The organism is Metallibacterium sp., from assembly GCF_054637675.1.
Window position 1 is genome coordinate 1 of the sequence record NZ_JBTSRB010000016.1, and the last position, 22,471, is coordinate 22,471.

Sequence of the window (22,471 nt, forward strand, 5' to 3'; positions counted from 1 at the left end):
CTGCGCTCAGGTCGCGCGCTGCTTCGGCAGCAGCCGCTCGTATTCATGCTTGACCACCGCGTAGCACTCGCAGACGCGCCGCTCCAGCCCGGCCCGATCCAGCACGGTGATGTGGCCACGCTGGTACTTGATCAGTCCGGCCTGCTGCAATTTGCCGGCTGCTTCGGTCACGCCCTCGCGACGCACGCCGAGCATGTTGGCGATCAATTCCTGGGTCATCACCAGGTTGCTGGACTGCAGTCGATCGAGGCTCAACAGCAGCCAGCGGCATAACTGCTGATCCAGCGAGTGGTGGCGGTTGCACACGGCGGTCTGCCCCATCTGCGTGATCAGCGCCTGCGTGTAACGCAGCAGCAGATGCAGCACCGGGCCACCGCGGGTGAACTCCAGCATCAGCAAGCGGGCGTTGATCCGGAAGCCCGTACCGGCGCTTTGCACGACCGCGCGGCTGGTGGTCGAATCGCCGCCCATGAACAGCGAAATGCCGACGACGCCCTCGTTGCCCACCACGGCGATCTCCGCCGAGGCGCCGTTCTCCATGACATACAGCAGCGACACGATCGCGGTGGCCGGGAAGTACACGTGGGTCACGTGGCTGCCGGGCTCGTAGAGCACTTCGCCCAGCGGCATCTCGACCGGCTCCAGGTAAGGTACCCAGCGCGCCAATTCCGGTTCGGGCAGCACCGCAAGAAGCTGATTCTTCATCAGCGCGGACACTGCAGGCATGGGCACCTCCCCGGTTTTGAAACGGCGACAGATTAGACCGTTCCATGCGAGCAGTAAATATTTATCCGGCGCGCCCTGTGTACGTCATCGCACAGACGCGCCAGCGCCGCGAGCGCAACCTGCATCGTGACATCGCAGCGACGCGTCAGCACAGACGCATGGACTCGCGGCGATGCGGATGGCGCCACGGTGATGCGCGCCAGGAATCAGGACGCGCCGCGACATCGCGCCTGTCGAGCACGGGGCAAACGCCCCAAACGGTCGTGCATGGACACGCGACCGGACTTCCCGCAGAGCAGGAGCGACGCGGGAAGTGCGCCGGATTGGGCGCGTCGGAGCAAGTCCGGGATGGATGCGCTCCGACATCTCCAATGCAACGCTCCTCCCCCATTCAATCCATGGAGCGCTGATCGCACGCAGCGACAACGCTGTGCCGTGGTCATCGCGACTTTCCCACCCTCGCGACGAGGGTCCACCCGACGGAGTCAACGCAATGAGCAATCAAAACCACGACGCACCCTACAAGTCCAACCCGGGCAACGACAAGAAGCACGAAGCCGCACCCGCGATGCCCGGCAACCGCGACAAGCAGGAGACCGGGCAGCACGAAAAGTCCGGCGCTGACAAGCACCGTGACGGCCAGAAGGCCTTCGAGAAAAGTGCTCCGCCCGCGGGCGGTCGCTGAGTTCGACCTGGGTCCGTATCGGCTGCGCCGCTACACGCCCCGCATGCCCGCACAAGGCCTGAGGTTGTTCGGGCCTTGCGCGGGGCCACTGCGGGATGAATTCCCCCCGCCACAGAGATCAGATCATGACAAAACGTTATCTACCGTTACTGGGTTTGCTGACCGTGTTCGCCGCCAGCGCGATGATTCCACAGTACGCGTCGGCCGCCGGGGCCAAGCTCGATTGCAAGATGCACTTCAACACCACCAGTTGGTCGGCCATCTACAAGCACGTGGAGGGCACCGGCCTGGTGACCTGCACCAATGGAACGTCCATGCACGTGAAGATCACCGCGCAAGGCGTGGGTCTCACCGCTGGCAAGTCACGCATCGACAATGGCGTTGGCACCTTCACCGACGTGCATACCATTGACGACGTGCTGGGCTCGTACGCACAGGGCGAAGTCAACGCCGGTCTGGTGAAATCAGGCTCCGCGCAAGTCCTGACCAAGGGCACGGTCTCGCTGGCGCTGGCGGGTTCAGGCCAAGGTGTCGATCTGGGCATCAGCGTCGGCAAGTTCACCATCAGCAGAGCCAGATAGAGCCGCCTGCTACCCCACCGGTGCGCGATCGTCGGTTTGCAGGGCTCGGCTACTGGCCGGGCCACCAGCGAGATCGGGCGCGACACGGAATCCTGGTGGCGCGCTCGCATGCAGCCCGCACCGGCGCGACATCGCACCACGGGGGTTCGCTGCGACGCAGCGTTTGCCTGCCCTGCGTGGCGGCATCGAATTTCTGTTCAGAGGGTAGTGATTGTGAACAACACATCCAAGATTTTGGTTATCGGATTGGCGCTCGCGCTTTCGGCCTGTGGCAGGCCTACGCAAAGTGACGTGAATCAAGCCGCGCGCAATCGCGCGACGGATGTAGCCAAGGCGAGCCAGGCCGCGCAGCCCGCCGTCGATGCCGCCAACCGCAATCTGGTAACGGCGCAACAGAATGCCAATATCAAAATCGCGAATGCGACTGCCGCTGCCGATCACTCTATCAACAAGGCCACGGTGATCCAGGCCAAGGCGCAAGCCAAAGCGGATTACAACGTCGCCATCGCACGCATCGAGGGCAACCTCAAGGTCGCGCAGGAAAAGTGCGCGATGCAGCCAGCCGATGCGCAGACCGCATGTGAGCAGAACGCCCAGGCGATACACGACCAGGATGTGAGCGCGGCCGTTGCGCGACTCGACGCGGTCAACCAGCAACCCGACTGATGGGTTGCGGCGACAGCGCGCCGAGGCAGGTATCCTCCGGCAGAGCCGGGGGCTTTGCGATTGCCGGCCCCGCAAAGCAATGGCCTGTTCGCAATCGGTGGAGATCAAGAGCCCACAGCAGCACGGGATGAGGCAGACTCCTGGAGCTGTCAAACTTTTTGGAGTCGCCCCGGCAGAGCGGGGGTTTCCCCCTTGATCATGAGGTCGGCTGCTACCGGCTTTGAACGCTGCCATGGGCAGACGCCGGCATGCAACAGCGAGCTGTTCGTTCCGTGTTCTCGGTGCGTCGCGACAAGGCCCGCGCGGGTAGGCATCGCACGGCGATGGCTTGCGGCAGAGCCGAGTTGAGGCACCTGACTCGGTATTGAGCGTACGCTGCCGGAATACGACACCAGTCATTGCCCGCGCCGCCATGGCATCGACCAGGGCCCACTCGATCCTCGAGGAATCCGGGATTTGGAAATCAGCACACGGCACGCTCGCTTCAGCGTTCAACGCCTCAGAGCAATCGTTCGCCACAGATCCATGCTGCGTCGCAACCTTCAACACGAACCCGCGCTGCGCTCCGAGTTGCTCAGCGCTGACCAGATGGAGTTGTACGGCGTGGTGCTGGCCAACAGGCATCGTGCGTCCGAGCGGGCGCTGTCCAATTCCCTGCTGGCTCGGCTGGCGGACAACGAAGCCATGCTGGCGCACGCCAGTGCCATGCTCACGCAGGCGGTGCGCAAGAGTCGCCGCATCACGCCGGCAGCCGAATGGTTGCTCGACAACGATTACCTGATCGAGGAACAGATCCGCACCGCGCAGCGCGACTTGCCCAAGGGCTACAGCCGCGAGCTGCCGCGCCTGCTCAACGGGCCGTCGGCCAAGTTGCCGCGCGTCTATGACATCGCGCTGGAAACCATCGCCCACGGCGACGGCCGCGTGGATGGCGAGAGCCTGAGCCGCTTCGTGGCGTCGTACCAGACGGTGACACCGCTCAAGCTGGGTGAATTGTGGGCCATTCCGATCATGCTGCGGCTGGGCTTGATCGAGAACCTGCGCCGCGTGGCGGTGCGCGTCATGGCGGACTGGAACGACCGCAATCTGGCGGGCCAGTGGGCCGACCGCATGACCGCGATCGCCGAGAGCGACCCCAAGAGCGTGGTGCTCGCGGTGGCCGACATGGCGCGCTCGGACCCGCCCATGGCCAGTTCCTTTGTTGCCGAGTTGACGCGACGGCTGCAAGGACAAGGGCCGGCGCTGGCGCTGGCACTGACCTGGATCGAGCAGGCGCTGTCCGAATCCGGACTCGGCATCGAACGATTGGTGCAACTGGAGGCGCAGCAGCAGGCCGCCGACCAGGTGTCGATCAGCAACAGCATCGGCAGCTTGCGCATGCTCTCGAGCATGGACTGGCGCACGTTCGTCGAGTCCATGAGCCACGTCGAGCAGGTGCTGCGGCAGGACCCGGCCGGGGTCTATGCGGCGATGGATTTCGTCACCCGCGATCACTACCGCCACGTGGTGGAGAGCCTGGCGCGGCGCGGCGCCCGCAGCGAAATCGAGGTGGCGCGCGCCGCCATCGAGCTGGCCAGCGGTGGCGCGCGGGACGCCGCGCTGAACAGCGCACGGTCAGCAGTGCAAAACCATGTCGGCTACTACCTTGTCGACCAGGGACTGGCGGCGCTGGAGCAGCGCGTCGCCACGCGCGGCGCGGCGGTCAACACTTTGCGGCGGCTGGCACAGCGCGCGCCGCTGACCTGGTATCCGGGCCTGATTGTGCTGCTGCTGGCCTTGCTGGCGCGGCCGCTGCTGCAAACCGTGTCGCGCGATGGCCTGCAGGGCTGGGCTTGGGCCGTGATCGCCGTACCGGTGATCCTGATCAGCAGCCAACTCGCCATCAGCCTGGTGAACTGGCTGGCCTCCATCGTGGTGCTGCCGCAAATGCTGCCGCGGCTGGATTTTTCCACCGGTCTGCCGCCGCAGGCACGCACCCTGGTGGTGATTCCGGCCATGCTCACTTGCGCGCAGGACGTGGACGAATTGGTGGATGCGCTGGAGGTGCGCTTTCTGGCCAACCGCGACACGCATCTGCACTTCGCCCTGCTCACTGATTTCGCCGATGCCCAAAGCGAGGTACTGGGGTCGGATGCGGAACTGCTGCTGCAGGCCAGGCAACGCATCGATGCGCTCAACATCCGCCACCCCGATGCCCAGACCGACCGCTTTTTCCTGCTGCACCGGCCACGGCGCTGGAACGAGGTCGACAAGTTGTGGATGGGCTACGAGCGCAAACGCGGCAAGCTGGCCGAGCTCAATGGCTTGCTGCGCGGTGCCGGGCCTGCGCGTTTCTTGCTGATCGTCGGCCGCACCGAGGTGTTGTCCGAGGTCAAGTACGTCATCACCCTGGACACCGACACGCAGTTGCCGCGCGATGCCGCGCGCCAGTTCATCGGCGCCATGGCGCATCCGCTCAATCGCCCCGTGATTGACGCCACCACGCGGCGCGTCAGCGCGGGCCACGCCATCCTGCAGCCACGCGTGGGCATCAGCCTGCCCAGCGCGGCGCGCTCGGCCTATGCGCAATTGTTCGGCAGCGACGCCGGCATCGATCCCTACACGCGCGCCGTGTCGGATCTCTATCAGGATCTGTTCGGCGAAGGCTCGTTCATCGGCAAGGGCATCTACGACGTCGATGCCTTCGAGCAAGCCCTTGACGGCCGCTTCGCCGAGAACAGCATCCTCAGCCACGACCTGGTCGAGGGCTGCTTCGCGCGTTCGGGCCTGATCAGCGACGTGCAGTTGTACGAGGACTATCCATCGCGCTACAGCAGCGATGTGAGCCGCCGCTACCGCTGGATTCGCGGCGACTGGCAGTTGCTGCCGTGGCTGCTGCCGTGGGCGCGCACGCCGGGTGGCAAGCGCGCGCGCAATCCGCTGTCCGCGCTGTCGCGCTGGAAGATTCTGGACAACCTGCGCCGCAGCCTGGTGCCCGCCGCGCTGCTGGCCTTGCTGCTGCTCGGCTGGTTCGCCATTGCGCAAATGGCGGCGTGGACCTTGGCGGTGCTGGCCGTGGTGTTCGTGCCGCCGCTGCTGGCCGTGCCATTGGACTTGTTCCAGAAGCCACGCGATGTGCGGCTCAGGCAGCATTTGCGCGCTGCATTGCGCGGCGGCGGCGAGCTGGCCGCGCGCGTGCTGCTGACCCTGGCGTGGCTGCCGCACGAGGCGCAGTACAGCGTGGACGCGGTGCTGCGCACGCTGTGGCGCCTGGCGGTTACGCGCCGCAAGCTGCTGCAGTGGAACCCATCCAAAGAGGTCGAACGCGGCAGTGGCGACACCCTGACCGGATTGTTCAAGTCGATGGCGATCGGCCCGGCGCTGGCATTGCTGACCGCGCTGGCGCTGCTATTGGAACGGCCGGGCGCGCTGCTCGTGGCCGCGCCCTTGCTGCTGCTGTGGCTGGCGTCGCCCGCCATCGCCTGGCGCATCAGCCAACCGGTGACGACGCAGGGATTCGTGCCGACGCCGGAGGCGCTGCGCTTCCTGCGCCGGCTGGCACGCAAGACCTGGGCGTTTTTCGAAATCCATGTCGGCGCGCAAGACCACGGGCTGCCGCCCGACAATTTCCAGGAGCAGCCCGCGCCCGTCATCGCGCACCGCACCTCGCCCACCAATATGGGACTGACGCTGCTGGCGAATCTGGCGGCCTACGACCTCGGCTACCTCGGCATCGGGCGGCTGCTGCTGCGCACCGAGCAAACCCTGCAAACCATGCAGGATCTGCCGCGCTATCGCGGCCATTTCTTCAACTGGTACGACACCCTCAGCCTGCAGCCGCTGGCACCGCGCTACATCTCTACCGTGGACAGCGGCAATCTCGCCGGTCACCTGCTGACCTTGCGCCCCGGACTGCTGGCGCTGGTGGACGAGCCGCTGTACGACGCGCGCCTGCTGCAAGGTCTGGACGACACCTTCGCGCTCCTGCATGAGGCCATGCTCGCCCGCGATGATGACGCCACCGCGCTGGATGCGTTTCGCCGCGCACTGGACGCGGCGCGCGCCAGCCCCCCGCAAACCCTGGCCGCCGTGGCGGCCTGCATGCAACACCTGCTGGATTGCGCTGAAGCCGTGCCGCTTGATGCCGAGCCGCACGATGTGGAAACGCTTGATGCCGAACTGGGCGGCGATACCGACCTCTGGCTGCAGGCGCTGCGCGAGCAATGCCGCGATGCCAGCGCCACGCTGCGCCCGTTTGCGGCATGGACGCCGCCCGCGACGCAAGCCGAGCCATGCCCCATCCCCACCCTGCGCCAGTTGGCCGATGGCAGCGCGCAATCCATGCCTGATACCGATCACCGTCATGACCAGGCCGCTGCCCACAGCGCGCAACAACATGCCGCCGTACTGATCCAGACCATCGAGCGACTGGCGCAACAGGCCGGTGCGCTGGCGCTGATGGACTACGGCTTTCTCTACGACAGCCAGCGCGACCTGCTGTCGATTGGCTACGACGTCGATGAGCGTCGGCTCGACGCCGGCTTCTACGACCTGCTGGCCTCGGAAGCGCGGCTTACCAACTATGTCGCGATTGCACAGGAGCAACTGCCGCAGGACAGTTGGTTTGCGCTCGGCCGCCTGCTCACCAGCAGCGGCGGCGAGCCGGTGCTGCTGTCCTGGTCCGGTTCGATGTTCGAGTACCTCATGCCCCTGCTGGTGATGCCCAACTACGCCGGCACGCTGCTCGACCAGACCTGCCGCGCGGCGGTGGCGCGGCAGATCGAATACGGCCAGCAACTGGGGTTGCCCTGGGGCGTTTCCGAGTCCGGCTACAACACGCAGGACACGCACTTCAATTACCAGTACCGCGCCTTCGGCGTGCCCGGGCTGGGCCTCAAGCGCGGGTTGAGCGAAGAGCGGGTGGTGGCACCTTACGCCTCCGCGCTGGCGCTGATGGTGGCGCCAGCCGCCGCCTGCGCCAATCTGCAGCGCCTGGCCGTTGCCGGTGTGGAAGGGCGCTATGGGTTGTACGAAGCGGTGGACTACACCCCGGCGCGTCTGCCGCGCGGACAGAGCGCGGCGGTGGTGCGCTCGTTCATGGCGCATCACCAGGGCATGAGTTTGCTGGCGCTCGATCATCTGTTGCAGCAACGGCCGATGCAGCGGCGTTTCGAATCCGATCCCAGCCTGCGCGCCACCCTGCTGCTGCTGCAGGAACGGGTGCCGAAAACCGCCACCGAGTACCGCCATGCCTCGGCGGCACAGGCGCCGCAGGCGCTGGCACGCACGATCGAAACCAGTCTGCGTATCGTCACCGACCCGGACCGCGCGCGGCCCGCCGTGCAACTGCTGTCGAACGGTCGCTACCACGTCATGGTGAGCAGCGCGGGCGGGGGCTACAGCCGCCACCGCGACATGGCGGTGACGCGCTGGCGCGAGGACATCAGCAGCGACGACTGGGGCACGTTCTGTTATTTGCGCGATGTCAGCAGCGGCGAGTTCTGGTCCGGCGCGCATCAGCCCACGCCGCAAGCCACGCCGGCGAAACCCATGGTCTACGAGGCGATTTTTTCCGACGCCCGCGCCGAGTTCCGCGTGCGTGCGAACGACTTCGACACGCACACCGAAATCGTGGTGTCGCCGGAAGACGATATCGAGCTGCGGCGCATGCGCGTGACCAACCGCAGCCGCGCCCGGCGCAGCATCGAGATCACCAGCTATGCCGAGGTGGTGCTGGCCCCGGCGCTGGCCGATGCGCTGCATCCGGCGTTCAGCAAGCTGTTCGTGCAGACCGAGCTGGTGCGGCCGCTGCAGGCCATCGTCTGCTCGCGGCGCCCGCGCTCCAGCACCGAGCCGGTGCCGTGGATGTGCCATCTGCTGGCGGTGCACGATGCCCACATCGACGAAATCTCCTACGAGACCGATCGCGCCCGCTTCATCGGCCGCGGCCGCAGCGTGGCCGACCCCCTGGCCATGGGGAGCTTCAGCCAACGCCATCGCAGCCTCTCGAACAGCGAAGGCTCGGTGCTCGACCCGATCGTCGCCATTCGCTGCCGCATCACCCTCGAGCCCGAGCAGTCGGCGCTGGTGGATCTGGTCACCGGCGTCGGCGACAGCCGCGAGGCCTGCATGCACCTGATCGAGAAATACCGCGACCGGCACCTGGCCGACCGTGTGTTCGACCTGGCCTGGACCCACAGCCAGGTGATGCTGCGTCAGCTCAACGCCAGCCAGGCGGACGCGCAGCTCTATGAGGAACTGGCCGCGTGCCTGCTCTACGCCCACGCCTCGCTGCGCGCCGAGGCCGGCATCCTGCGCGCCAACCGGCGCGGGCAGTCCGGGCTGTGGGGGCAGGCCATCTCCGGCGACCTGCCCATCGTGCTGCTGCACATCGCCGACCCGGCCAATATCGAGCTGGTGCGGCAACTGGTGCAGGCGCATGCCTACTGGCGCCTGAAGGGATTGGCGGTGGATCTGGTGATCTGGAACGAGGACCACGCCGGGTACCGCCAGCAGTTGCAGGATCTGATCATGGGTCTGATCGCTTCCGGCGTCGAAGCCAGCCTGATCGACCGTCCCGGCGGCATCTTCGTGCGCCCGGCGCAGCAGATCTCCAGCGAGGACCGCGTCCTGGTGCAGTCCGCCGCGCGCGTGGTGCTGACCGATGCTCGCGGCACGCTGGCCGAGCAGGTCTGGCGCCGGCGCCCGCTGAAGCAGCCCGAAGCTTTCGTTGCGACCCGCACGCGGTCAGCGGAGCCCAGGCGCCTGGGTGACGAGTCCGCGATCGCGCCAGCCGATGCCCTGCTGCTGGGCAATCCCTGTGGCGGCTTCAGCGCCGATGGCCGCGAGTATGTGATCACCCTGGCGGCCGGGCAGACCACGCCGGCGCCGTGGGCGAACGTGCTGGCCAATGCCCAGTTCGGCACGGTAGTGTCCGAGAGCGGCAGCGCCTACACCTGGGGCGAGAACGCGCACGAGTTCCGCCTCACGCCCTGGCACAACGACCCGGTCACCGACGCCAGCGGCGAAGCGCTGTACCTGCGCGACGAAGAGACCGGCCACTACTGGTCGCCCACGCCGTTGCCGCGGCGTGGCGAAGGCGCATATCGCACCCGCCACGGCTTTGGCTACTGCGTGTTCGAGCACAGCGAAGACGGCATCAGCACCGAGCTGTGGGTGTATGTGGCGCGGGACGCGGCGGTCAAGTTCTCGGTGCTCAAGGTGCGCAATACATCCGGGCGTACACGCCGCTTGTCGGCCACCGGTTATGTCGAATGGGTGCTCGGCGACTTGCGCGAGAAGACCGCCATGCACGTGGTGTCCGAGTCCGATCCGATCACCGGCGCGCTGTTCGCGCGCAATGCCTACAACATGGAGTTCGCCGGCCGGGTGGCGTTCTTCGACGTCGACAACCCGGCGCGCAGCGTCAGTGGTGACCGCAGCGAATTTCTCGGCCGCAATGGCAGCCTGCGCGCCCCGGCGGCGATGGCGAACGCGCGTCTGTCGGGCCAGGTGGGCGCGGGGCTGGACCCTTGTGCCGCCATTCAAATCGCCTTCGATCTGGGCGATGGCGACGCGCGCGAGATCATCTTTCGCCTGGGCGTGGCTGGCAGCGCCAAGGCGGCGAGCGAGCTGGTGCAGCGCTGCCGCGGCCTGGGCACTGCGGCCACCACGCTCGACGCGGTGCGCAAACACTGGCGCACCACGCTGGGCGCGGTGCAGGTGCGCACGCCCGACCCGGCCGTCGACGTGCTGGTCAACGGCTGGCTGATGTACCAGGTCATCGCCTGCCGCTTTCTGGCGCGCAGCGGCTACTACCAGTCGGGCGGCGCCATCGGCTTCCGTGACCAGTTGCAGGACGCCATGGCCATGATCCACGCCCAGCCCGATGTCGTGCGCCAACACCTGTTGCTGTGCGCGGCGCACCAGTTCAGCGATGGCGATGTGCAGCACTGGTGGCATCCGCCGCTGGATCGCGGCGTGCGTACCCGTTGCTCCGACGATTACCTGTGGTTGCCGCTGGCCACCAGCCGCTACGTGCACATCACCGGGGACCACAGCGTGCTCAGTGAGACCACGCACTATCTGGAAGGCCGCCGCGTCAGCCCCGATGAAGAGGCCTATTACGACCGGCCCACACGCTCGGAACTGCGCGAAACCCTGTACCTGCATTGCGTGCGCGCCATCGAACACAGCATGCCGCGCGGCGCGCACGGACTGCCGCTGATGGGCAGCGGCGACTGGAACGACGGCATGAACCGCGTCGGCAACCAGGGCCGTGGGGAAAGCGTCTGGCTCGGCTTCTTTCTGCACGAGGTGCTGTTGCGCTTCGTCCCGCTGGCGCATGGGCACGACGACCCGGCATTCGCCATACGCTGCGAAGCTACTGCCGCCGCGCTACGTGCCAGCCTCGACCAACACGGCTGGGACGGCGCCTGGTACCGCCGCGCCTATTTCGACGACGGCACGCCGCTGGGCTCGGCCAGCGGCGCGGAATGCCGGATCGACTCGATCGCGCAGAGCTGGTCGGTGCTGTCCGGCGCCGCCGACGCAGGCCGTCAGCAACAGGCGATGCACGCGCTCGACCAGCGTCTGGTGCGGCGCGACGCCGGGCTGGTGCAATTGCTCGCCCCGCCGTTCGATCACTCCGCGCTCGATCCCGGTTACATCAAGGGCTATGTGCCCGGCGTGCGCGAGAACGGCGGCCAGTACACGCACGCGGCGATCTGGGCGGCGATGGCGTTCGCCGAACTGGGCGATAGCGCGCGCGCGTGGGGTCTGCTGCGCATGATCAACCCGGTCAACCACGGCCAGAGCGCCGCCGACATCGACATCTACAAGATCGAACCGTACGTGGTGGCGGCCGATGTCTACGCCGCCCCGCCGCATGAGGGTCGTGGCGGCTGGAGCTGGTACACCGGCTCGGCGGGTTGGATGTATCGGCTGATCGTGGAGTCGCTGCTCGGCCTGCGACGGGAAGGCGAGCATCTGCGCCTCGCGCCGGTGCTGCCTGCCGACTGGCGTTCATTCGGGCTGGATTATCGTTATCGCGACACGATTTATCGCATCACCGTGCTGCAGACGGACGACCTCGACGGCGGCGGCCAGCTCAGCCTGGATGGCGCGGTTCAGGAGCAGCAGAGCATCGTGCTGATCGACGATGGTCTGGAACATCGGGTCGAGATCCGGCACCGCTCCGGAACCTAGGTTCGGGCCAATATGACGTCGCAGCGTGCCGAGGTGTCCATGCATTGCCCAGAAGCAATGCCATCCTTGCTGATCGGCCCGGCGCTTCGGTATCGAGCAGGAAGACGCATTTTTCAGCAACGCAGGAGTGCATAAACCACCATGACCGTACCCCGCGTCGTGTTTCTGCTCGACGTCGACAACACCCTGCTCGACAACGATCGCTTTGCTGCCGACCTCACGGCACGGCTCGATCATGACTTCGGCAGGACGCAGCGCGAGCGCTACTGGTCGATCTATGCCGGGCTGCGCGACCAACTCGGCTACGCCGACTATCTGGGCGCGTTGCAGGGGTTCCGCGCCGGCAGTGATGACGAACCGGCACTGCTGCGGATGTCGGCCTTCCTGCTGGACTATCCCTTCATGGAACGACTGTATCCACGCGCGCTCGATGCGATCCGACATCTGCGCACGATGGGTACCGCGGTGATTCTCTCGGATGGCGACATCGTGTTCCAGCCGCGCAAGATCCAGCGCTCCGGCCTGTGGGATGCGGTCGCTGGCCGGGTCTTGGTCTATCTGCACAAGGAACGCATGCTCGATGTGATCGAGCGGCACTTTGCGGCCAGGCACTACGTGATGATCGACGACAAGCCGCAATTGCTGGCCGCAATGAAACGCGCGCTGCGCGACCGCTTGACCACCGTCTTTGTGCGTCAGGGGCATTACGCCGTCGCATCTGCGCGCATCGCGATCGACCCCGCGCCCGATGTGATCGTCAAACACATTGGCGACTTGTGCGATCTCGCGCTGCGCGATTTGCATGGCGTCACGGTCAGCCGCGCCGCGGGCGCAGCGCATGAGCGGACGGTGCGGGAATCTTCCCCGGAGCAGCCATGAAACCACCCCGACCATTGCACAAAATCGGCCAGAGTCCGTGGCCGAACCACATCACCCACGGGTTGCTCGACAACGGCGCCCTGCATCGTTGGTTCGAGAATTTGTCGATCACCGGCCCGACCTGCAGACCAACCCGCTTCGAGAGCGCGCTCAGCGGCGCAATGTCGCGGACCTCGACATCCGCGCGCAGATGCAGGCCAGAGTATCCAGCGCTGATCCGGCGTCATCGCCGGCCGCGGGAGACACGCGCATGAGCACGACGATCAGCCCACTCGCCGGCAAACCGGCCCCGCAGTCGCTGCTGGTCGATGTGTCGAAACTGCTCGCCGCCTATGCCGACCTGCGCCCCGATCCCGCGGTGCCGGCGCAGCGCGTCGCCTTCGGCACCTCCGGACACCGCGGCAGCTCGTTCGCGCGCAGCTTCAACGCATGGCATGTGCTGGCGATCAGTCAGGCGATCTGCGAATACCGCAAGAACAAGGGCATCGATGGCCCGCTGTACATCGGTTTTGATACGCATGCGCTGTCGCAGCCGGCGTTCGAGAGCGCGCTGGAGGTGCTGGCCGCCAACGGCGTGGAAACGAGGATCGCCAAGGGCGGCGAATTCACGCCGACGCCGGCGGTCTCGCACGCGATCCTGACTCACAACCGCGGCCGCAGCTCGGGGCTGGCCGACGGCATCGTCATCACGCCCTCGCACAATCCGCCCGATAACGGCGGCTTCAAGTACAACCCGCCCAACGGCGGCCCGGCCGATACCGACATCACCGGCGGCATCCAGGATCGCGCCAATGCGCTGCTCACCGACGGCCTCAAGGCGGTGCGACGCATGCCGTTCGCGCAGGCGCGGCGCGCGGCCACGACGCGCGAGCACGATTTTCTCGACGCCTACGTGAGCGATCTCGGTCACATGATCGATTTCGATGCGATCCGCGGCGCCGGCATCCACATGGGCGTCGACCCGCTCGGCGGCGCCGGCGTGCATTACTGGGCGCCGATCGCGGAGCGCTACCGGCTCGACCTTACCGTGATCAGCGCGGAAGTCGATCCGACCTTCCGCTTCATGACGCTGGACTGGGACGGCAAGATCCGCATGGATCCGTCGTCGTCGTATGCGATGCAACGACTGATCGGCGTGAAGGACCGTTACGACGTGGCCTTCGCCTGCGACACCGACCACGATCGTCACGGCATCGTGACCCGCAGCGGATTGCTGGTGCCGAATCATTACCTCGCGGTGCTGATCGACTATCTGTTCCAGCAGCGGCCACAGTGGACCCGGACCGCCGCGATCGGCAAGACCGTGGTCAGCACGGCACTGATCGATCGGGTGGCGAAGCGGCTGGGACGCAAACTTTACGAGGTGCCGGTCGGCTTCAAGTGGTTCGTCGACGGCCTGTTCGACGGCGCGCTCGGTTTTGGCGGCGAGGAAAGCGCCGGCGCGTCGTTCCTGCGCCGGGACGGCGCGGTGTGGACCACCGACAAGGACGGCATCGTGCCGGCACTGCTGTCGGCGGAGATCACCGCGCGCAGTGGCCGCGATCCCGGCGAGCTGTATCGCGACCTCGCGCGCGAACTGGGCGAGTCGGCGGCTGATCGCGTCGAGGCGCCGGCGACCGCCGAGCAGAAAACCCGGCTGGCGAAGCTTTCGCCGCAGCAGGTGCAGAGCACCGAGCTGGCCGGCGAGAAGATCGCAAGCGTGCTCGATCATGCGCCGGGCAACAACGCAGCGATCGGCGGCATCAAGGTGACCGCCGCCAGCGGCTGGTTTGCCGCACGCCCCTCCGGCACCGAAGACATCTACAAGATCTACGCGGAGAGCTTCAAGGACCAGGCGCACCTGCAATCGATCCTGCAGGAGGCGCAGAGCATCGTCGATACCGCACTGACTGCTCGGTAGCGCACAGACTCACGCTGGCGATTCACCCACATTGAGTTTGATCATGTACGCCAGCCTTGGTTTCCTGAGCGTCGCGCTCGATGACGCATGGAATGCACCGCATTTCCGGTCTGCAGATTTCGGCGAGCGCTGGATGCATGTCCGTGCAACGCACCCGCAGCGATGATGTCCTGGTGATCACGCGTCCCGCTGCCCGCGTCCTCGATTTCGGATCCAATGCAGGAAACCTGACCCATGAAAACCCCCGCGCTCACGCCCGACTTGCTGCGGCGGGTGGATGCGTATTGGCGCGCCGCCAACTATCTGGCGGTCGGGCAGATTTTCCTCTGCGACAATCCGCTGTTGCAGCGACCACTGGTGCTCGGCGACATCAAGCACATGCTGCTGGGGCACTGGGGCACGACGCCGGGGCAGAATTTCATCTACGTGCACCTGAACCGGGTCATCAAGAAATACGACCTGGACATGATTTACGTCTCCGGCCCCGGTCACGGCGGCCCGGCCGTCGTGGGCAACACCTATCTGGAGGGGACCTACAGCGAGATTTATCCCGACATCAGCCAGGATGAGGTCGGGCTGCAAAAGCTGTTCAAGCAGTTTTCCTTTCCCGGCGGCATTCCCAGTCACGCCTCGCCGGAATGCCCGGGCTCGATCCACGAGGGCGGTGAACTGGGCTATTCACTCAGCCATTCGTTCGGGGCGGTGTTCGACAATCCCGATCTGATCGTCGCCTGCGTCATCGGCGATGGCGAGGCCGAAACCGGGCCGCTGGCCACGGCGTGGCATTCCAACAAGTTTCTCGATGCGGCGACCGACGGCGCGGTACTGCCGATCCTGCATCTGAACGGCTACAAGATTTCCAACCCGACGGTGCTTGCCCGCATCACTCACGAGGAACTGGAACAGTTGCTGCGCGGCTATGGCTGGACGCCGATCTTCGTCGCGGGTGATGAGCCAGCCTTGATGCACGAGGCAATGGCGACCGCACTCGACACGGCGGTGGAACAGATCAAGGCGATCCAGCACGACGCCCGCGAGCGCGGCAAGTTCCCCCGGCCGCGCTGGCCGATGATCGTGCTGAAGTCGCCCAAGGGCTGGACCGGGCCGAAGGTCGTCGATGGGCTGCAGATCGAGGGCACTTTCCGGGCGCATCAAGTGCCCATCGCCATATCGGCCACGGCGCCGCCGGAACATCTCAGGCAGTTGGAAGACTGGCTCAAGAGTTACCGGCCCGAGGAACTGTTCGACGCGCACGGTCGGTTGCACCCGGAACTGGCCGAGCTGGCGCCAAAGGGCGCGCGTCGCATGGGCGCCAATCCGCACGCCAACGGCGGCATTCTGCTGCGCGATCTGCGCATGCCGGATTTCCGCGACTATGCCTGCGCCGTGCCGGTGCCGGGCGCGCCCGGCATCGGCGACACCCACGTGCTCGGGCACTTTCTGCGGGATGTGGCCAGGCTCAACGACGCACGGCGCAACTTCCGCGTGTTCGGCCCGGACGAGACGCTCTCCAACGGCCTCGAGGCACTGTTTGACGTGACCGAACGCCAGTGGGACGCCGCCGCCGTTGCCAATGACGAGTGGCTGGCACCCAGCGGCCGGGTGATGGAGATGCTCAGCGAACACCAGTGCGAGGGCTGGCTGGAGGGCTACCTGCTGACCGGGCGGCATGGCCTGTTCAACTGCTACGAGGCGTTCATCCACATCGTCGACTCGATGTTCAATCAGCACGCCAAGTGGCTCAAGGTCACCGCAGGCCTGCCGTGGCGGCGCAGGATCGCCTCGCTGAACTACCTGCTCGCCTCGCACGTGTGGCGGCAGGACCACAACGGCTTCACCCACCAGGATCCCGGCTTCATCGATCACGTGGTGAACAAGAAGGCCGAGGTGGTGCGGGTCTACCTGCCCCCGGATGCGAACTGTCTGCTGTCGGTGATGGACCACTGCCTGCGCAGCCGTCACTACGTCAACGTGGTGATCGCGGGCAAGCACCCCGCGCCGCAGTGGCTGACGATGGAGGCCGCCGTCAAGCATTGCGCCCAGGGCATCGGCATCTGGCAGTGGGCGAGCAACGACCAGAGCGTGGCATCACCGGATCTGGTCATGGCCTGCTGTGGCGACGTGCCCACACTGGAGACGCTCGCTGCCGTCTCGATCCTGCGCGAGCATTTGCCCGCGCTGAAAATCCGCGTGGTCAACGTCGTCGATCTGATGCGCCTGCAACCGCAGAGCGAGCACCCGCATGGTCTCGGCGACACCGATTTCGACGCGCTGTTCACCCGCGACAAGCCGGTGATCTTCGCCTTTCACGCCTATCCGTGGCTGATCCACCGGTTGACCTATCGCCGCACCAACCACGACAACATCCACGTCCGCGGCTACAAGGAAGAAGGCACCGTCACCACGCCCTTCGACATGACCGTGCTGAACGAGCTCGACCGCTTCCATCTGGTGATGGACAGCATCGATCGCCTGCCGCAGACCGGCGACCAAGGCGTGTACCTGAAGCAGCAACTCAAGGACAAGTTGATCGAGCACAGGCAATACATCGACAGGCACGGCCAGGATCTTCCGGAGATCCGCAACTGGACGTGGAGCCATCCGCAATGGCCACGCCAGCGCTTGTGGATACCCGCGAGGACGCCGCCATGAAACCGCATGCCGAATGGACCATGGTCATCGGCATGCGAACAATGACCTGGATCCGCACGTCCTCGCACGCTCACTCCTCAGGCAAGTTCCACTCCACCAGGAAACAGCCATGTCCAGCGAACTCGATCAGCAATACATCAACACCATCCGCTTCCTGTCGGTGGACATGGTGCAGAAGGCCAACAGCGGGCATCCGGGCATGCCGCTCGGCGCCGCGCCGATGGCTTGGGTGCTGTGGATGCGCTGGCTCCGATACAACCCGCGCAACCCGCAGTGGGTCAATCGCGACCGCTTCGTGCTCTCGGCCGGGCACGCTTCGGCGCTGCTCTACAGCCTGCTGCATCTGACCGGTTACGATCTTTCCCTGGATGACATCCGCCAGTTCCGCCAATGGGGCAGCAAGACGCCGGGGCATCCCGAGCGCGGACACACGCCCGGTGTGGAGGTCACCACCGGGCCGCTCGGGCAGGGCATGGCCAATGCAGTCGGCATGGCCATCGCCGAGGCGCAGTTGGCTGCGCGCTACAACCGCCCTGAGCACGCGGTCATCGATCACCACACCTATGCCATCGTCAGCGACGGCGACCTGATGGAAGGCGTGGCCTCCGAGTCGGCTTCGCTGGCCGGCCATCTCAAGCTGGGCAAGCTCACCTGCCTGTACGATGACAACGGCGTCACCCTGGCCGCCGGCACCGCCATCACGTTCAGCGAGGATCGTGCGCGCCGCTTCGAGGCCTATGGCTGGCACACGCTATCGGTGGCGGACGGCAACGACGTCACCGCGATCGATGCCGCGCTGCAGGCGGCGCGCGCCGAGACCGCACGACCGTCGCTGATCCTGATACGCACGCATATCGGCTACGGCTCGCCCGAGCAGGACAGCTTCAAGGCGCACGGATCACCGCTGGGCGCGGACGATGTGCGCAAGACCAAGCAAAATCTGGGTTGGCCGACCGCGCCGGATTTCCTGATACCGGACGCGGCGCTGGCGCATTTCCGCGTAGCGGTCGAACGTGGCGCACAGGACGAAGCGGCTTGGAACAAGCGCATGAGCGCCTACGCCCAGGCGTTTCCGGATCTGTTCGAGGAACTGCAGCATCGGTTGCAAGGCGAACTGCCGCCGGGCTGGGACGCGGACATCCCGGTATTCCGCGCCGATGCCAAGGGCCTCGCCACGCGCGAGGCCTCCGGCAAGGTGATGAACGCCATTGCGCCCAGGCTGCCTGCGCTGGCCGGCGGCTCGGCCGACCTCGACCCGTCGACGAAAACCGCCTTGAAGGGCCTCGGCGACTTCAATCCGCCGCCCTCGAAGCGCGAGGACGAACAGGGCTCCGATGGCGGCGGCTGGAGCCACGAAGGGCGCAACCTGCACTTCGGCGTGCGCGAACATGCGATGGGCGCGATCGTCAACGGCCTCGCCGCGCACGGAGGGTTCATTCCCTATGGCTCGACCTTTCTGATCTTCTCCGATTACATGCGCCCGCCGATCCGGCTGGCCGCATTGATGGGATTGCACGTCGTGCATGTATTCACCCACGACAGCATCGCGCTCGGCGAGGACGGCCCCACCCATCAGCCGGTGGAGCAACTGGCAAACCTGCGCGCGGTTCCGAATCTCGTCGTGATCCGCCCTGCTGACGCCAATGAAACGGCGGTCGCCTGGCGTGTCGCGTTGGAAACGCGTGACCGCCCGGTCGTGCTGGTGTTGACCCGGCAGGATCTACCCACGCTCGATCGCAGCCGCTACGCCGCGGCGGATGGATTGCGCCGTGGTGCCTATGTGCTGAGCGATGCGCCGAACGCCACCATGCCCGAACTGATTCTGCTCGCCAGCGGTTCCGAAGTCGGCCTGATCGTGGCGGCGGCGGAGCGCCTGCAAGAGCAGGGCATCGCCGTGCGCTGCGTCTCGATGCCGAGCTGGGAACTGTTCGAGGCTTTGCCGCAAGCCGAACGCGATGCGGTGCTGCCGCCCGCGGTCAGCGCGCGGCTCGCGGTCGAGATGGGTGTGCCGCAAGGCTGGGATCGCTACACCGGCGCGCGCGGCGACATGCTCGGTGTGGAACGCTTCGGCGCTTCGGCGCCGGCCGAAGTCCTGCTGCGTGAGTATGGCTTCACCGTCGACAACGTTTGCGCGCGCGCCAAGGCGCTGCTGGCCTAGCGGCAACGGAATTGCCGATCCGGTCCGTCACGATTTTGTGGGCTGACTCAAGAGTCATCAGCCCGGCGCAGACCGGCCTGCACGCGACGGGCTTGTTCGACGCCTGTACCCAAGCGTCACTGCGCGCGCCAGGAGAGGCCGGCATGACTTGGCAGACACAGGCATGGCAGCCCGTCATCGCGCCAGCCAGTTGCGCAGTCGCGATCGGACCCGTGGAGTCAGGCGCGTGCGACTGTAGGCATCGGCCGCGCTGCGGATCGCCTCGGCCTGCGTGGGGTAGGCATGAATGACCCGGGCAAGGGTGCGCAGGCCGATGCCCGCCACCATTGCCAGGGTGATCTCGTTGATCATGTCACCCGCATGGCGGGCAACGATGGTGGCGCCGAGGATCCGGTCCGTCCGCTCTCTGACGTGGATTTTCACGAAGCCTCCCTCTTCGCTGTCGGTCACCGCACGGTCGATTTCGTGCATCGGGATGGTGAAGGTCTTCACCGGGATGCCCTGCCGGTTGGCCTCCCGCACATACAGGCCGACGTGGGCGATTTCCGGATCGGTGAAGATGCACCACGGGATGACCAGCGTGCTCAATCGCTCGCGGCCGCGGAACAGCGCGTTCTGTACCACGATGCGCGCCGAGGCCGTCGCGGTATGGGTGTACTTGTGCTCCAGGCATACGTCTCCGGCGGCATAGATATGCGGATTGCTGGTGCACAGAAAATCATCGACACGGATGCCGTCGCTGGCATCGTAGTCGACGCCGGCAGCTTCCAGGTTCAGCCCTTGGACATTCGGCGCATGGCCGATGCTGGTGAGAATCGCATCGACCGCGATCGTGTTCCGGTAATCGTCGCTGACCAGATCGACCAGTTTCTGTCCATCCTGCACGCGCACGGCGACGACCGTGGTATTCAGCCGTACCTCGATGCCGTCGCGCGCAAACGCATCCGAGAGAATCTGCGCGGCGTCGCGTTCTTCTCCGCCAAGAAACAGGGGCATGTCCTGCACGATGGAGGATTGCGCACCCAGTCGGTGGAAGGCCTGGACCAGTTCGCAGCCAAGCGGGCCGCCGCCGATCGCCAGCAGGCGGCGTGGCAGCTCGGTCAGGTCGAACACGTTCTCGTTGGTCAGGTAGCCGGCCTCACGGAGGCCAGGAATCGATGGAACATTCGGTCGCGCGCCGGTCGTGATCAGGGCTTTCCTGAAGCACAGCTTTTTCCCGTCGACGGTCAACGTGTCGGTCCCCGCAAAGCGTGCCTCGCCGAAGAACACATCCACGCCGATCGCGGCCAGTCGGCGGACCGAATCGTCGCTGCTGAGGTGGGTACGGATACGCCGCACGCGCTCCATCACGGCGGCAAAGTCGACACGGATAGCGTCCGGTGTCTGGGCGCCATAGCGTTGGGCGTCGCGCATTTCGGCATACAGCCGCGATGTGCGGATGATCGCCTTCGACGGTACGCAACCGATATTCAGACAACCGCCGCCGATCAGATGATGTTCGATCAGTGCCACTTTGGCGCCGAGCGCGGCGGCCGTTTCCGCGGCGACAAGGCCTGCCGGGCCGGCACCGACGATGACCAGCTGATAGCAGTCGGCAGGTTTAGGGTTGCTCCACGCGGCAGGATGCACATTGGCAAGGCGCCCGCGCTCATACGCATCCTGCGGTGTGGTGAGCGATGAGTCGTTCTTCTGCGGCATCAGCGTGCTCCATGGATGGGGGGGTGCTGAAGCCAGCCGCCGCGGAATCCGGCATGGTGCAAACCGCTCCTGATGTAGGGGCAACCACGCATCAGCCGCCAGACCCACCGGGTGCGATGATTTTCGATCATCATGAGCACGATGCCCTGATCGAGCCCGTAGTGCCCCGCGGAAACCCAGGCACGTCCGTTGGTGTCGGTGAGCGTCGGGTTGAAACCGCTGGAAAAACGCCCTTCGCGCAAAATCTCCGGATAGCGCGCCATCATGTTGCGCACGGCGTCGAGAACCATCTCGGGTGCAAACGGCAGCGACGCCAGTACGGACGGAGCGGACAGGGTGCCGTCGTCCGGCCCGAACGGCACGCCACGAGCGGCGTAACCGAACAGGCGTCGCGTTTCGCTGCATACACCCGGCTGCTCATCGCTGGGACCATCGCAGGCCGACAGACCCCAGCAGTTTTGATCGTAGCCGGCGAATTCGTGCGGGTTGCGCCAGGCATACTCGCGCTGGATCAGCACCGCGCGCCGGCTGTTCTCGAAATAGTCCGAGCGTTTCTCACGCATGAAGCTGTCGCGGATGCCGCGAAAATCGATCCAGGCATGCGAGAAATGATGCACGAACAGCGGCCCCGCATAGAGATAGTCGTGGTCGTACAGGTTTTCCCACTGGTAGGTGGCGGTCCAGGCCTGGTAGCAATCACCCACGATCGGGTGCGTGGGCGAACCCATGGCCAGCACGTACAGCAGGATCGCTTCGCTGTAGCCTTCCCAGCCGTAGTGCAGGAAACCGCATTCGGGTTTCCAGCCTTGCCGGATCGTGTCGCCGTCATCCTGTGCCCAGCGCCAGTCGATGCGGCGATACAGAAAGTCGGCCACTTCACGCAACTCGATCTCGTCGGCCGATTCCGCCGTGAAATACAGGCTCGCGGTCAGCGCGCCGGCGATCAGCAGCGCGGTATCGATCATCGACAGCTCCGATTGCCAGACGCGGGCGCCCGTGCGGATGTCGAGGAAGTGATAGTAGAAGCCCTTGCAGCCGGTCGCCGTGGGGCTGCCGCTCTGATCACTGTCGCGGAAGAAACGCAGCGCGGCGAGACTGCGTTGGACCGCATCGGCACGCCCCATCCAGCCGCGTTCCACCGCCACCGGGTACGACGACAGCGCGAAGCCGACCACCGCGATGCTGACGGGCGAGTTGTCACGCGAAGTGTCGGCCACCAGTCCATTGCGCGGGTTCACGGTCTGCAGGAAGTAGCCGAATGCGGCGCGCTGCATCTGATCAAGCAGCGCTTCGTCCGTGAGCGGGGGTATCGGCGTCATCGAATGGGTTCCGGGTACGGC

General features: G+C 65.9%; 12 protein-coding genes. 9 read left to right on the top strand and 3 right to left on the bottom strand.

What is annotated here, in order from left to right; all coding sequences use genetic code 11:
- Positions 1 to 6 precede the first annotated feature (6 nt).
- Positions 7 to 726 (bottom strand): Crp/Fnr family transcriptional regulator, encoded by a 720-nt coding sequence (locus ACYDAT_RS07125; protein ID WP_461449227.1) that lies wholly within the window; start codon positions 724 to 726, stop codon positions 7 to 9.
- 493 nt (positions 727 to 1,219) lie between these two features.
- Here ACYDAT_RS07125 and ACYDAT_RS07130 point away from each other — a divergent pair, with 493 nt between their 5' ends.
- The 9 genes from ACYDAT_RS07130 (at position 1,220) to tkt (ending at position 19,433) form a co-directional block, all read left to right on the top strand.
- On the top strand, positions 1,220 to 1,411 hold the full coding sequence (locus ACYDAT_RS07130) for a hypothetical protein (RefSeq protein ID WP_461439607.1): 192 nt from the start codon (positions 1,220 to 1,222) through the stop codon (positions 1,409 to 1,411).
- Positions 1,412 to 1,536: 125 nt separating this feature from the next.
- Entirely contained in the window at positions 1,537 to 1,992 is a 456-nt protein-coding gene (locus ACYDAT_RS07135; protein WP_461449229.1) for a hypothetical protein, read from the top strand.
- Positions 1,993 to 2,205: 213 nt separating this feature from the next.
- On the top strand, positions 2,206 to 2,658 hold the full coding sequence (locus ACYDAT_RS07140; RefSeq protein WP_461449231.1) for a hypothetical protein: 453 nt from the start codon (positions 2,206 to 2,208) through the stop codon (positions 2,656 to 2,658).
- 525 nt (positions 2,659 to 3,183) lie between these two features.
- A complete protein-coding gene (locus tag ACYDAT_RS07145) occupies positions 3,184 to 11,844 on the top strand; it encodes a GH36-type glycosyl hydrolase domain-containing protein (protein ID WP_461449233.1) in 8,661 nt (2,886 codons plus the stop codon).
- A 141-nt stretch (positions 11,845 to 11,985) separates the two neighbouring features.
- Positions 11,986 to 12,723, top strand: a complete 738-nt coding sequence (locus tag ACYDAT_RS07150) for an HAD family hydrolase (RefSeq protein WP_461449235.1) — start codon at positions 11,986 to 11,988, stop codon at positions 12,721 to 12,723.
- A 250-nt stretch (positions 12,724 to 12,973) separates the two neighbouring features.
- On the top strand, positions 12,974 to 14,623 hold the full coding sequence (gene pgm / locus ACYDAT_RS07155) for a phosphoglucomutase (alpha-D-glucose-1,6-bisphosphate-dependent) (protein ID WP_461449294.1): 1,650 nt from the start codon (positions 12,974 to 12,976) through the stop codon (positions 14,621 to 14,623).
- A 43-nt stretch (positions 14,624 to 14,666) separates the two neighbouring features.
- Complete coding sequence (locus ACYDAT_RS07160; RefSeq protein WP_461449237.1) at positions 14,667 to 14,789, top strand: hypothetical protein; 123 nt, start codon at positions 14,667 to 14,669, stop codon at positions 14,787 to 14,789.
- A 68-nt stretch (positions 14,790 to 14,857) separates the two neighbouring features.
- Positions 14,858 to 17,275 (top strand): phosphoketolase family protein, encoded by a 2,418-nt coding sequence (locus ACYDAT_RS07165; RefSeq protein ID WP_461449239.1) that lies wholly within the window; start codon positions 14,858 to 14,860, stop codon positions 17,273 to 17,275.
- Between the two features lie 109 nt (positions 17,276 to 17,384).
- Positions 17,385 to 19,433 carry a transketolase gene (tkt, locus tag ACYDAT_RS07170; protein ID WP_461449241.1) on the top strand — a complete coding sequence of 683 codons (2,049 nt, stop codon included), beginning with the start codon at positions 17,385 to 17,387 and terminating at the stop codon, positions 19,431 to 19,433.
- Positions 19,434 to 19,607: 174 nt separating this feature from the next.
- Here the strand turns inward: tkt and ACYDAT_RS07175 are convergent, their stop codons facing one another.
- Both ACYDAT_RS07175 and ACYDAT_RS07180 read right to left on the bottom strand, forming a co-directional pair.
- Complete coding sequence (locus ACYDAT_RS07175; RefSeq protein ID WP_461449243.1) at positions 19,608 to 21,131, bottom strand: mercuric reductase; 1,524 nt, start codon at positions 21,129 to 21,131, stop codon at positions 19,608 to 19,610.
- Positions 21,131 to 22,450: a glucoamylase family protein gene (locus ACYDAT_RS07180; RefSeq protein ID WP_461449245.1), complete on the bottom strand. Its 1,320-nt coding sequence runs from the start codon at positions 22,448 to 22,450 to the stop codon at positions 21,131 to 21,133. Before ACYDAT_RS07180 ends, ACYDAT_RS07175 begins: the two co-directional genes overlap by 1 nt.
- Positions 22,451 to 22,471 lie beyond the last annotated feature (21 nt).